This is a genomic window from Geomonas diazotrophica (genome assembly GCF_018919385.1).
GTDB lineage: Bacteria > Desulfobacterota > Desulfuromonadia > Geobacterales > Geobacteraceae > Geomonas > Geomonas diazotrophica.
This window is the reverse complement of record NZ_JAHLMF010000001.1, coordinates 78,537-91,574: the sequence shown is the minus strand read 5'-3', so window position 1 is coordinate 91,574 and position 13,038 is coordinate 78,537. Positions and strand designations below refer to the sequence as shown.

Below are 13,038 nucleotides of genomic sequence, written 5' to 3'. Positions count from 1 at the left end.
CGTGTCGGTGCGGCAAAAGGTGGGCGACGGATTGACTCGCCGACTTTGAGAGATATGATTTTGCACTGGCCCAGCCTGGGTAACAAAAATGAAAGGAGGGAACATGATCAGGAAAATTGCTGTAGTTGCTGTACTGTCACTGACGGTCTCGGGTGTTGCCCATGCGGCGCTCGATGCAGTCAAGGGGCTTGGCAAAGACCTTGGCAAGGAAGCGGCGGCGACCGCCAAAGAGGGCGCCCTGAGCGCTGTGACCAAGAAGCTTAAGAAGGTTCAGAACGAGAAGGGACCGATCAAGTTCAAGACCGGCAAGGCGGAGGTGGATCCCGCTTGTGACAAGACTATGGTCGCCATCGCGGCGATCATGACCGATTACCCGGGCTTCCACGTGCAGGTCGACGGCCACACCGACAACGTCGGCAAGCCCGAGGCCAACATGAAACTCTCCCAGGACCGCGCCGATGCCGTGGTGAAGTACCTGGTCGACAAGAAGGGCGTAGCAGCCAACCGTCTCTCCGCCAAAGGTTTCGGCGACACCAAGCCCATAGCCAGCAACAAGACCAAAGCCGGCCAGGCCAAGAACCGCCGCGTCGATTTCACCGTCACCAAGATGTAAAAGCGCAAGGGGGAGCCGTCCGGCTCCCCCCACTCCTCGATTTTCAGTCTATCGGCATCCCATCCCATCAGGTGCCGATGGCCCCCTTCCTCAGGCCGATCCGGCCATCTTCCAGCCACGTCCAAACATACGTTGATTCAGGCTAAGGGGAATGTTAAGCTGCAGCACGCTAAGTCCCCGTACCGCTTCCTTCCCGGTTGCCTTTTTGGAGAGCCTATGAAAAAGATCCTCGCCGTAGAAGACAGCAAGGTGGCGCAGGCCCAGCTGCTGGACATCCTTACGCCGGAGTACGAGGTCACCCTGGAAGAAAACGGGGCGTCGGCAAAGTCCGTCGCCTTGGACCTGGGGCCGGATCTGATCCTGCTCGATGTCAACCTCCCCGGGATGAACGGCTACGACATCTGCCGGCAGTTGAAGGGGGATGCCGCAACGCGCGAGATTCCGGTGATCTTCCTCACCGGTTGCGACACCAGTGGCGAAAAGGTTAAAGGGTTCGAGGCAGGGGCTGACGATTACATCGTGAAGCCCTTTTACCCGGAGGAGCTTGTAGCACGTGTCTCCCTGCATCTGGCCTCGCGAAGAGAGAAGCAGATGGCGGTCGAGTTCGAAAGGCTGAAACTGTTGCGGGAGATGGCAGTGGCGATAAGCCACGAGTTCAACAACCCCTTGACCGCGATACTGTGGCATCTGCACCTTGCCACCAGGGAATTGGGCGACGGGAATGACAAGGCGCGCACGCACCTGTCGGACCTGAAGCTTGAACTGGACAAGATCCGGCGCATCGTAGCGCGCCTCGCCGAAGCCTCCCGCGACGCCAAGACCGAGTACGTAATGGGGGAAGCGATGATCGATGTGAACAGCATCTGATCCTGCTTCTCCCGTCACCGCGATATTCCCCCTGAATCAAGGGCGCAATCCAGAGTGCGCCTGCCGAGGAGCCCGTAGCTATGGCCCGCATCACTTTCGTCTACCCTGATTTCGAGAGCCTCGGGGTGGAATATCTCATGGCGGTCTGCTCGGAGGCGGGGCACGAGGTTCATCTCGTCTATTACGAGGCGGAGGATGCCTATCTCGGGAAAAGGAAGAGTCCCGCCTACGACGAAATCGCTGACAGGATCTGCCAAACCCACCCCGCCGTCGTCGCCTTCTCCTGTGTCACGGACAACTACCAGCACCAGCTGCAATGCTCGATTGCACTGAAGCGCAAAAGCGCGGACGTTTGCACCATATTCGGCGGGATACATCCGACCGCCGTGCCGGAGAAGACGCTTTGCAACGATGCCATCGATGCCGTCGCCGTGGGCGAGGCAGAGCACGCCCTTTTGGAATTTCTGGAGGCATGCGCGTCGAACGGCGGATTCTCTTTGCCTGACGCACCCGTCGCCGGCTTCATGTTCAAGAAGAACGGCTTTGTCATCGGCACGCCGGCCGAGGGGAAGCTGGCGGATCTCGATCGACTCCCTTTCCCGAAGAAAGAACCCTTCCTCTCCATCTTGAAAGATGCCTGTCACGAATACCGCATCATGACCAGCAGAGGCTGCCCTTACCGTTGTTCTTACTGCTTCAATTCACAAATAGTCGACCTGCGGGGCAAAAACTCCATCAGGCGCAGAAGCGTGGACAATGTCATCGCTGAACTGGCTTGGGCGAAGGAGAGGTTTTCGACCGGGAGAATCCTCTTCGTCGACGACTCCTTCACGACCAGCAAGTCCTGGCTAAGCGAATTCTGCGACAGGTACCGAAGGGAAATCAGTCTCCCCTTCGCCTGCATAGCGAACCCGCACTACGTCGACCAGGAGATCGCGCACATGCTGGCAGCCGCCGGCTGCATCAATGTGCAGCTTGGCGTGCAGTCCCTGTCCGAAACGCTCTGCGCCCAGACGCTGGAAAGAAAGAGCTCCAACGCGCGGATCGCGGAAGCCATTGAGCACCTGAAGCGTAACAGGATCATGGTGCAGGTGGACCACATGCTCGGGATACCGGGGGATACCGTCGCCATCCAGGAGGACAACGCCCGCTTCTACAACCGATACCGGCCCGATCTGATCAGCATCTTCTGGCTGACCTATTACCCGAGGACCACCATCGTGGAGCTTGCGCGGAAAAAAGGTGCGATTACCGAGAAGGAAATCGAGTCGATCGAGGAGGGGGTGCGGCTGACTACTGAATCCTACCTTACCGGCGGCAGCCTAAAGGATCCGGCCCCCTACTACAGCGTAGCCTTCCTGCTGAACTGGATGCCTCTACTGCCGAGGTGGAGCGTGACCCTTCTGCTCAACTCCCGGCTTTATCGTCTCTTCAAGGTCCGCAGTTACTACCTGTCCACCGCCTTGCCGCGTGTGATCGGGAGCCTGTTGAACAAGAGAGATTTCAGAGGCAGGAGTCACCTCATCCGGTTCGTTCAAAAGACACTGGGGCATGCCGGATAATCACCTTGCAGGCCGAAGCTTGCCGTGATTCGGAGAGGGCCTTCAAGGCCCTTTTTCAGCTCGGGCCGCACACAGTAATGCGTTTTTTTTATAGGCATCTGTGCCTTTATCCCGTGAGCTTGTTGTAGTACTCTCTGGGACTCGCATGAGCGGCTAAGTGGTAGTCAAAGGCAAGGTGAGTATGAAACGAAGGAAGCCGGAGATGATCAGGGGGGCCAGGGCCAACGTGCCGGTGGCCGCCAGCGCCATGGCCTATGGCAGCGTTCTGGGCGTGCTCGCCGCGCAAAAGGGGCTGAGCTGGCTCGACATGATGTACATGAACACCGCGATCTTCGCCGGCGCGGCGCAGTTCGTCATGGTGGACATGTGGTCGAACCGGCTGCCGCTCTTCGAGATGACCCTGGCCGTCTTGGTGATCAACCTGCGTTACCTGCTGATAGGCGCCTCCCTGGACCCGCTTTTCTCGGGGCGTGGCCTGCTGCACAAGATGGGAATGATGCACCTGGTCGCCGACGAAAACTGGGCGGTGACCATGTCCGAGCAGCGAAACGGCAGTGCCACCACCTGGTTTCTTTTTGGCGGAGGCGTCTTCCTTTACCTCGCCTGGAGTAGCGGCACGTTGATCGGTCTCCTCGGCGGCGGCTTCATCACCAGGCCGGAGGAATACGCCCTCGATTTTGCCTTCACCGCGGTTTTCACTGCGCTGGCCGTCGGGCTGTGGCGCGGGAAGAGCGACGTGCTTCCGTGGATCGCAGCCGGGTGCGTGGCCTTGTTGGCGCACAAGTTTCTGCCGGGGAAGTGGTACATCGTGGCTGGAGGACTGGCCGGCGCCGTCAGCGCCATGTTGGGGCCGTGCGATTCGATCGAGGTGGAGGAGGTGGAAGATGCTGCCGGCTATTGAGCCTCAGGTTTTGATTGCCGTGGGGCTGGCCGCCGGTGTGACCTATTCGCTGCGGCTGGGCGGGTTGCTGCTGGCGTCCCGTTTCCCGCGTTCCGGGCGTTTCCGTCGCGGCATGGACGCCCTTCCCGGAGCCCTGTTGTTCTCCCTCGTTTTGCCGTCCATCGTCGCCGAAGGCGGCTGGGGCCTCATGGCGGCCGCCTTAACCGCCATCGTCGTCCTCCGCACCCGCAACACCCTGGCCGCCATGCTCTGCGGCATGCTGGTCATCTTCATCGTCCGCAAGCTGGGGGCATAACCACGGGCCATGCAGGGCTATCTTCGGTGCCCGTCAACGGCCCTCGGTGCTGCTGCCAGACTTTCCCTCGCCGGCTAAATCTTCACCGTCTTGTAAAGGAAGTTCTTGAACCGGAAGAACCGCTTCCTCTCTTCCTCGTCCTCCTGGGGGGAGCCGGTGACGGCTCTTAGGTGACGGGCGACTTCGGGCATGCTCTTGCCGGCGACGCTCCGGCTCCTCTCCACTACCAGGCGCACCACGTCCTTCGAAATCCTGCTCTGCGAGTACGGCTCGTACACCGCCTCCCAGAAATCCTTCCCCGCCTCGATGTCGCTCAGGATGTCGCTCGCCACTTCCTCGGCCAGCAACTCGAACGCGGGCACCACCTGCTCGCGGGAACCGTCACGGATCGCTTTCCTGATGTCATCTCCGGTCACCACCTTGCCGGTCCTGAAGAACAGGGCGCGCAGGAGGATACTCCTTAACTCGCGGATGTTCCCCTTGTAGTTGTGCCCGACCAGCGCCTCCTTGGCGTCCTTGGAGAGGCTGGGCTCGTCGTCGCGACTCGCTTCCTCGGTGCTTCTGTAGGTCCGGTAGAGCTTGCCCAGGAAGTGGATGGAGAGGTCGGGAATGTCCTCACGCCGCTCGTTCAAGGAGGGGACCACGACGGAGAGCTCGGTCAGGCGGTGGTACAGGTCTTCACGGAAATTACCGAGGGCGATCTCCTTTCTCAGGTCCTTGTTGGTGGCGGCCACCAGCAGGACGCGGCTGATCCTCTCCCGGTTCTCGCCCAGGCGCACGAAGCCGCCGTTGTCCAGAAAGCGCAGCAACTGCACCTGGGTCTTCGGGTCGGCGTCGCCGATCTCGTCCAGGAAGACGATGCCGCCGGAGGCCTCCTCCAGAATCCCTTTCCTGTCGCTGTAGGCCCCGGTGAAGGCGCCCTTTATGTGCCCGAAGAGCTCGGAGTAGGTGAGGTCCCCGCTGTAGGCGGCGATGTTGGTCTTTTTGACCGGAAGCTCGCCGTCCGGGTTGATCTGCTGCCGGTACAGCTCGTTCAGCTTGTTGTACAGGTTGTTGAAGAAGAACTCCTTGCCCGCGCCGGTGGGGCCGAGCACCAGGATGGAGGGAAGGCCAATGGTGGCCTCCTGCAGGACGTGCCGGCTCCAAAGGGCGATACGGTTGGAGAGCGGCTGGGAGACCGTGTTGATGAAGGCGACGATCTCCTGGGCCTTGCGGCTGTTGCCGATGATGTTGCCCAGGCGGTAGGAGGAGACCTTGGGGTCCTTGTAGGCGATGTCGCTTTGCAGCTTGTTCACCTCGGACTGCAGCCGCTCGATGCGCTGGATGTCGGAGATGTGCCGGGAGGTGAGGCGGTCGATGATCTGCAGGATCCGCTTGTGCTCCTCGGTGAAGTACCCCTCCTGGAGCGAGTTCAGGCAGATGACGGCGATCACCTCGTCGTCGCTGATTACCGGAACGGCCATCTCGCTCTTGATCAATTCGTTCATGGGGCGGTGGAACCCCTCGTGCTGCGAGGTGTCGGTGACCTCCCCGATGATCCTGGGCTCCTTGGTCCAGGCGACGTAGCCGGTGAGGCTCCGTTCTTCCGCCGGAAGGTCACCCCCGCCGATCTTGAAGGGGGGGATCTTCTTCTTCAGCCATTCCTTGTTCTTGGCGCCGACGATGGTCCCTTCCTCGTTCTCGACGACCAGGTACTTTTCACCTTCGCGCTCCTGCACGATGGCGATGCTGCCGGTGTCCGCGCCGATCAGTTCGGTCGCCTTGGAGAGCACCTTGGTGAGGAAGGGGTGCAGCCCTTCGTTTCGCTCCTGCAAAAGGTCCGAGATCTCGGAGAGCACCTTGATCTCCAGGTGCTCGCCCCCCACCTCGTTGATGACCCGTTCCACCATCTCGGCGTGGGTCTGCAGCAGCCCCTCCTCGAACTCGGAGAAACTGGCGAGCTGGCGTGTGAAGTAGTTGATCAGGCAGATGAGGCGCCGCGTGCCGGGCTCGATGCGCGGCACCATGTACAGGGTTCTCAGCCCCATCTCCTCGGTCAACGCCCGGCGCTGGATGGTCTGGTCCTGCAGGTCGGCGATGAAGAGCGGCTTCAGGAGCTGGTCGTCGGTCACGACCCCGGCCTCGTTGACGTAACGGGAGACCAGCGAAGTGCCGTGTTTCAGGTCGATGCTGCCGACGTTGTCGTAGCGGGTCTTGAGATCCGGGTCCTCGGCATGGCTCGCCAGCACTTCCATGCCGCCGCGTGCAGGCACAAGCACCGAGGCAAGGGTCAGCCCGTCGATCAGGTTCACCGCGGAGCGCACCATGAAGCCCGCTGCTTCCCTCTTCTTGTAGACCTCGACCCGGCGGGCCAGCAGCAGTTGCTGGTGGTATTTGCGGGCGTGGTCCACCCGCTCGCCGGCCCTCGCCAAAAAGGGGACCAGCATCTCGATCCGGTCACGGGAGAGGAGCTCGCCGTCCACGCAGGCGACGCCGATCGATTTCCCCTCGCTGGTGATGGGGAGCATGGTGGTGCCGTCGATATTGAAGCGCCGGGAAAACTCCTGGTCCAGGGGGAGCCCGCTTTGGGCGGGGAGCAAGAACTGGGAAGGCATCTGCGTGACGAAGGTGTTGGAAACGCCTGCCTCGGCGGAGATGATCGGGAAGGTTGCTTCGCGGATGTCGGCGGCGAAGCTGCCGCAGGCGAAGGCGCAGGACAGCGCCCCGCGGGTCAGGTCTTCCAGGTAGATCCGCACCCGCTCCTGGTTCGAGACCAGCCGGGCCCCCTCGCCCACGAGGTGCAGCATCTCGTCCAGGTTCTCCTTGCCGAAAGAGGCGATCCGGTCGCCTAGCGTCTTAAGTTCCAGATCCGTAACGGCCATGTAGTCCTCTGAGTACAAAATTTACACACAGGGTGCACACTAGAGGAATTGATGTCGGGTGTCAAGGGGGAGCGCGAACGAAAGATGACGGATTGTGAGTCGGAGCGGTGCAGGTTGGACGGTTGGGTGGTTGGGTGGATTGGGTGGATTGGGTGGATTGGTTGATTAGTGGATTAGTGGATTAGTGGATTAGTGGATTAGTGGATTAGTGGATGAACGGATGAACGGATGAACGGATGAACGGATGAACAGATGAACAGATGAACAGATGAACAGATGGATCCAGAGGTGAACCGAGGGCGTATGCCCGGCGTGTAGGGGCGAATAATCATTCGCCCTGGCACCGCCTCGTTTAGTTGAACCCCTTCCTGATCTGGTACAGCTCCTCCAGGTTCAGGCCGTTCAGGTCGAAGAACTCGCGCTCCAGTTCCTCCACGTAGAAGCGGTCCAGGCCCGAGTTTTCGAGGAAGTCTTCACGCAGCGAGGAGTTCTTTTCCAGGATGATCTGCGGCAGCAGGTTGTGAATGTAGACCGCTTCCTTCTTGATGGTGAGGATGGTTTCGCGGAACAGGTGATCCGGGATTTCCCCATCGATGAGCTTCTTGTGGATGAGCTCCTCGGTGAGCTCCTTCTTGAGCGCATCCTGGTCCGCCTTGGTCGCGTACTTCGAGTAGAAGTTGCGGATCCGGTCCTTGACGTGTTCGAGCAGGGTGAGGTGCAGCCGCTCGTCGCTGTCGATCTTCACCAGTTGCTCCAGCAGTGCGGTGGTGGTAAGCCGGTTCTCCTCGATGAGCTTCAGTCCCGAGGCCAGGTGGCTCACCTTCTTGCGGCCGTAGATCCCCAGGTACTTGTCCTCGAAGATGCCGGAGAGGAAGAGCTTGGTGAACAGGTCGGGGGCCAGCATGTCGAAGGCGTGCTTGTTCCCCAAAAGGCTTCGGATCATCTCCTCGGAGATCCTGACGTTCTCCATGAAGGCGAGCTGGTTGATGGCCGATGAAGTGGCGTCGTAGCGGTCGAAGTAGGTGATGATGTACGAGTACCCCTCGAGGATCGAGATGTCTGCGCCGTCGCGGATCTTCTCGTCGCAGACCTTGCTTGCGTCGAGCAGCATCTCCTCGAAGGCGTGGTCCCGGTTCTCGGCGGCCTGCTTCTTGGCGAAGAGGAGCTTCAGCATATCCTCCGCGTCGATGGTGCTCTCGATGTGTCGCTCGGAAAGGAACATCCCCTCCAGGATTTGCCTGGTCTCGGAGATGTAGTTGCTTTCCTCCAGATCGACCAGCTTCTTGTCCTTCTTGAGCATCTCGTCCAGGGTGTAGAAGAGCGCCCCCGGGATCTTGTTGCGCACCGACAGGGTCTTCAAGCGGGTGAGACGCGCGTTCTCCAGCTTGTTGATCTCACCCTTGCGGTTGCAGGCGATCAGGATGTTCTTGTATTCGTCGACGATGCGCCGGTTGTCCGGGTGCTTGTACATCACGTCGATCCGGATGCGCTCCTGCTGGTAGCGGTCGATTCCGTAGCGCTCCGCGAGCACGGCCAGTGACTGGAACTCGGCGTCGGCGATCTTCTTGTTGTTGAAGTAGAGCGTCTTGAAGGCCTCGCTGTACTCGCGGTGCCGGATGTTGATCAGCTTGAAGAGGAAGAGGTGGGCACTCGGGTCGTCGACGATGTCGAGGATCTCCTGGATGATCAGGTTGTCCTGTTCCTCCCCGACGGCGCCGGAGCGTTTGAGGGCCTTGCCCAGCACCCTGAGGATGCGCTCCTGCTGATCGTGCATCGGGCCGGAGAAGTCGACGCCGGTGAGTGCGAAGAAATAATTGAAGATGGCGTTGCCGTCGAAGAAGATCTTGTCGTAGCTGACGAATCCTTCGGTGCGGTCGCTGAACCTCAGCGTGCCGCTTTTGTGATCGTAGTGGGTGCCGTAGATGATGAGACGGTTGGAGACCTCTTCCTTGGCAAGGTCGGCGATGGGCTGGTCCACGCCGAACATGTACTCGCAGAACGAGCCACCGTTGCCCCGGTGGCTGATGCCGCTCTTGGCGATGATGAATTCGTTGCCGGGAGAGAAGAAGCGGATCTCGTCGGGGTCGGAGGGGTCGGTGTTGAAGAAGTAACGGTTGTACGCCTCGCTACCCGCCGTGATGGCGTAGAACTCGACCTGGTCGTTTGCATAGCCGTGCAGCCGAATGTCTCTGAACATCAGTTCCGTCCGTTTCTCAGGTTCTTTTAGTTCGTCTTCAAAGCTCGACCGACAAGCCGTCGTAGGCGAATTCAACGCCCTGGGGGAGTCGCTCTCCGTCGCTGTGGTGCACCTCGTGAGTCAGGTGGGTCAGCACGGTGCGGCGGGGTTTCAGGATCTCCGTTATCTTGAGCGCCCCCTCTATGTTGAAATGGTTGGGGTGCGGGGAAAAGCGCAGGGCGTCGATGATCAGCAGGTCGAGTCCCTGTAAAAGGGCCAGCGACTGGTCCGGTATCTCGCTGCAATCGGTGAGGTAGGCAGCGTTGTCGAACCGATAGCCGGTGGCCAGGAAGGAGCCGTGCCGGATCGGCACCGGTGTGACGCGGCAGCCGAACAGGTCGAAGGGGTCCTCCACGGGGAACGCCTCCAGCAGCGGCCAGTATCCCTCCGAGTGGAGCCCCTCGAAGATGTAGGAAAAGTTGGCGCTGACCTGGTCGATGGTGTCCTGGCTGGCGTAGCAAGGGATCACCCTGCGGTGGATGAAGTGAAAGCCGCGCAAGTCGTCGATGCCATGGATGTGGTCGGCGTGGGTGTGGGTGAGCAGAACGGCGTCGATCTGCGGAATCCCTTCCCGCAGCGCCTGCATCCTCAAGTCGGTCGAGGTATCGACGAGGATGCGTTGGCCGCAGGATTCGACCAGGATGGAGGCACGTGTTCTCTTGTCGCGCGGGTCTGAGGAACCGCAGACCTGGCAGTGGCAGCCGACCATGGGGACCCCTGTCGAAGTGCCAGAGCCGAGGATGGTAATTTTCATGTGTCGCACCTCGGAATGCCGGTAAAGTACCATGAACCACTCAGTGAGGCAAGGGGTTTATCCCTTGCCTAGTGCGGGTTTTGCGGCTATTATCAGAACCTGTCGCGGCGGCGTTTTCTAATGATGCCGGCGTAAAAACTTTAGCAGAGGTCCCCAATGCGTGTCGGCATCATCGCCCCCAACTACTATCCCGCGGAAACCGGCAATGCCGTCACTGTAAGACGTATCGAGGCCCAGTTGAGGCTCTTGGGGTGCGAGGTGCGGGTTTTCCCCGTGGAGCGGCTGCCGGGGGAGCGTCTGCAGGCCGCCGTGGCGGAGTTCGCGCCGCAGATCTTGCATGCCTTTCATGCCTACCACGGCGGCAGGGTCGCCTACGCACTCTCGAAGTCGCTCGGGCTCCCCTACCTGATCACGCTGACCGGGACGGATATTTACCAGGCGCTTTGCGACCAGCGCGGCCTGGAGATGCATGGAGCGCTGCGTGGCGCCGCGCGGCTGGTCGCCTTTCATGCCTGCGTCAAGAAGCGTCTGGGGGAGCACCTGTCCAGCCTGGAAGAGCGCACCGTCCTGATCCACCAGGGGGTGGAGCTTCCGACCGAGTACGCTCCCCTTGCGGGTGCGGGGGAAAAGGAGGAATTCGTCTTCCTGCTCCCCGCCGGTCTGCGTCCGGTGAAGAACGTGCTGTTCCCGCTCGCCCCCTTGGCCGAGCTGCATGCCCGCTACCCGCAGGTGCGGCTGGAGCTGGCCGGTCCGGTGCTTGAACCTGGATATGCCGCGCAGGTCATGGAAGCGTTGGAGCGATACCCCTTTGCCCGCTACCTGGGGGTGGTGGCCCACGAAGCGATGGGAGAGCTGTATCGTCGGGTGGACGTGGTCCTGAACACCTCCCTCACCGAGGGGGGGATGGCGAACACGGTCCTCGAGGCGCTTTCCTACGCCAAGCCGCTGCTGGTGTCCGACATCGAGGGGAACCGTTCCATCATCAGGGACGGCGTCACCGGCCTGGTCTACCACAGTGCGGCGGATTTTTGCAGCAAGGCCGAGCACCTGGTGACCGACGCGCACCTGCGCGACCGACTGGGAAAGAACGGCAGGTGTCTGGTGCGCGACAACTGTTGTCCCGAGAAGGAAGCCGGTGCCTACCTCGCCCTCTACCGTGATATCCTCGGCGCGGCATAGCCGCGCCCGCTGCGCCCGCGAAGAAGGCCCGGCGCTTTTTGTCCACCTCGCCTTTCCCCGTCCACCGGGTCCCCTCCCGTCCCTGTAATCCACCAAGACGCCATCCCTTGGCCGCCGTCCGTGCCCCACCCCCTGCCGCTTGACCGCCGTCCGTGTCCCACCGTCTGTCCCGCCCCCCAGCTTATAATAGACATTAACCCTTGCCAATGAGCCCGGTTCCCGTAGACTATCCCTTCGTGACAAGGGGGAAGACATGAACCGTATCATCGACATCACCGAGCTGGCCCTACGCGATGCCCACCAGAGCCTGATAGCGACCCGCCTGGGCATCGACGACATGATCCCTGTCTGCGAAGACCTCGACAACGCCGGCTTCTGGTCCCTGGAATGCTGGGGGGGCGCGACCTACGACGACTGCATCCGGTTTCTCAACGAGGACCCCTGGGCGCGTCTGCGCACCTTCAAGTCGCTCATGCCCAAGACCCCGCTGCAGATGCTGTTGCGCGGTCAGAACCTCCTGGGCTACCGGCACTACCAGGACGAGGTGGTGGACCGCTTCGTCCAGAAAAGCGCTGAAAACGGCGTCGACGTCTTCCGCCTCTTCGATGCGCTGAACGACCTGCGCAACCTGGAGCGCTCGGTCCAGGCCGTGAAGAAGACCGGCAAGCACGCCCAGGGCGCCATCTCCTACACCGTGAGCCCGATCCACACCACCCAGGCATACCTGGACCAAGCCAGGCGCCTGGTGGAGATGGGGTGTGACTCCATCTGCATAAAGGACATGGCGGCGCTCATCAAGCCCCAGGCCGCCTACGAACTGGTGCGCGGCATCAAGGAGTTCTGCGGCGAGCAGACCCGGGTGCAACTGCACGTGCACGCCACCACCGGCGTCACCATGGTGAGCCTGATGAAGGCGGTGGAGGCGGGGGTGGACGGGGTCGACACGGCGGTGAGCTCCATGAGCCTGGGGCCGGGGCACAACCCGACCGAGAGCTTCGTTGAGATGCTGGAGCATACCGGCAACAGCACCAGGATCGATCTCGGCCGCATGCTGCGGGTCAAGGAACACTTCTCCAAGGTGCTCCCCCGTTACAGCGAGTTCCTCTCCGCGGTGACCGGCGTCGAGACGGAGATCTTCAGGAGCCAGATCCCGGGCGGGATGCTCTCCAACATGGAAAGCCAGCTGAAGCAGCAGGGGGCGGCGGACCGGATGCGCGAGGTGCTGGACGAGATACCGGTGGTCCGCAAGGATACCGGCTACGTTCCCCTGGTGACCCCCACCAGCCAGATCGTGGGTACCCAGGCCGTGCTGAACACCCTGACGGGGCGTTACAAGGTGCTGACCGGCGAGTTTGCCGACCTGATGCTCGGTTACTACGGTGCGGCACCGGGAGAGTTGAACCCCGAGGTGGTGGAGATGGCGCGGCGGCACGCGAAGAAGGAGCCGATCACCGTCCGTCCGGCGGACCTGCTGGAGCCGGAGTGGGGCAAGCTGCGCGCGGCGGCGCTGCCGCTGGAAGGGTGCGACGGCAGCGACGAGGACGTGCTCACCTATGCCCTGTTCCCGCAGGTGGCGCCGAAGTTCTTCGCCAGCAGGAACGAGGGGCCGAGAAATGTCGGCAAGGACCCGGCCACCGGCGCCTCCGAAACCTGCATCCCCGAGGGGCACCCGGGCAAGATCACCGGCCCGGTAACCTACACGGTCACCCTGAGCGGACAGCAACACAAGGTCACCGTGGCGCCGTACGGCCAGGAATAGACGCCGCACCC

Annotated in this window: 10 protein-coding genes; 7 read left to right on the top strand and 3 right to left on the bottom strand. The window is 61.4% G+C overall.

Going from position 1 to position 13,038, the window contains the following annotated elements:
* Positions 1-103: 103 nt before the first annotated feature.
* From KOM00_RS00425 to KOM00_RS00405, 5 genes are all read left to right on the top strand, one after another.
* A complete protein-coding gene (locus tag KOM00_RS00425) occupies positions 104-613 on the top strand; it encodes an OmpA family protein (protein ID WP_216496867.1) in 510 nt (169 codons plus the stop codon).
* A gap of 216 nt (positions 614-829) precedes the next feature.
* A complete protein-coding gene (locus KOM00_RS00420) occupies positions 830-1,480 on the top strand; it encodes a response regulator (protein WP_216496866.1) in 651 nt (216 codons plus the stop codon).
* A gap of 80 nt (positions 1,481-1,560) precedes the next feature.
* Positions 1,561-3,042: a B12-binding domain-containing radical SAM protein gene (locus tag KOM00_RS00415; protein WP_216496865.1), complete on the top strand. Its 1,482-nt coding sequence runs from the start codon at positions 1,561-1,563 to the stop codon at positions 3,040-3,042.
* A 181-nt stretch (positions 3,043-3,223) separates the two neighbouring features.
* The gene (locus KOM00_RS00410) at positions 3,224-3,943 is read left to right on the top strand and encodes an AzlC family ABC transporter permease (protein ID WP_216496864.1); all 720 of its coding nucleotides are present in this window, start codon (positions 3,224-3,226) and stop codon (positions 3,941-3,943) included.
* Positions 3,927-4,238 carry an AzlD family protein gene (locus KOM00_RS00405; protein WP_216496863.1) on the top strand — a complete coding sequence of 104 codons (312 nt, stop codon included), beginning with the start codon at positions 3,927-3,929 and terminating at the stop codon, positions 4,236-4,238. The genes KOM00_RS00410 and KOM00_RS00405 overlap by 17 nt, the downstream gene beginning before the upstream one ends.
* A gap of 74 nt (positions 4,239-4,312) precedes the next feature.
* Here KOM00_RS00405 and KOM00_RS00400 read toward each other — a convergent pair whose 3' ends face one another.
* From KOM00_RS00400 to KOM00_RS00390, 3 genes are all read right to left on the bottom strand, one after another.
* Positions 4,313-7,099: a GPMC system transcriptional regulator gene (locus KOM00_RS00400; RefSeq protein WP_216496862.1), complete on the bottom strand. Its 2,787-nt coding sequence runs from the start codon at positions 7,097-7,099 to the stop codon at positions 4,313-4,315.
* 352 nt (positions 7,100-7,451) lie between these two features.
* On the bottom strand, positions 7,452-9,296 hold the full coding sequence (locus tag KOM00_RS00395) for a TIGR04442 family protein (protein ID WP_216496861.1): 1,845 nt from the start codon (positions 9,294-9,296) through the stop codon (positions 7,452-7,454).
* A 37-nt stretch (positions 9,297-9,333) separates the two neighbouring features.
* Positions 9,334-10,089 carry a GPMC system MBL fold metallohydrolase gene (locus tag KOM00_RS00390; protein WP_216496860.1) on the bottom strand — a complete coding sequence of 252 codons (756 nt, stop codon included), beginning with the start codon at positions 10,087-10,089 and terminating at the stop codon, positions 9,334-9,336.
* A gap of 156 nt (positions 10,090-10,245) precedes the next feature.
* On the opposite strand from KOM00_RS00390, the gene KOM00_RS00385 reads away from it, so the two are divergent.
* Both KOM00_RS00385 and KOM00_RS00380 read left to right on the top strand, forming a co-directional pair.
* Positions 10,246-11,268 carry a GPMC system family 4 glycosyltransferase gene (locus KOM00_RS00385; protein WP_216496859.1) on the top strand — a complete coding sequence of 341 codons (1,023 nt, stop codon included), beginning with the start codon at positions 10,246-10,248 and terminating at the stop codon, positions 11,266-11,268.
* Between the two features lie 253 nt (positions 11,269-11,521).
* Entirely contained in the window at positions 11,522-13,027 is a 1,506-nt protein-coding gene (locus KOM00_RS00380; RefSeq protein WP_216496858.1) for a methylmalonyl-CoA carboxytransferase subunit 5S, read from the top strand.
* Positions 13,028-13,038 lie beyond the last annotated feature (11 nt).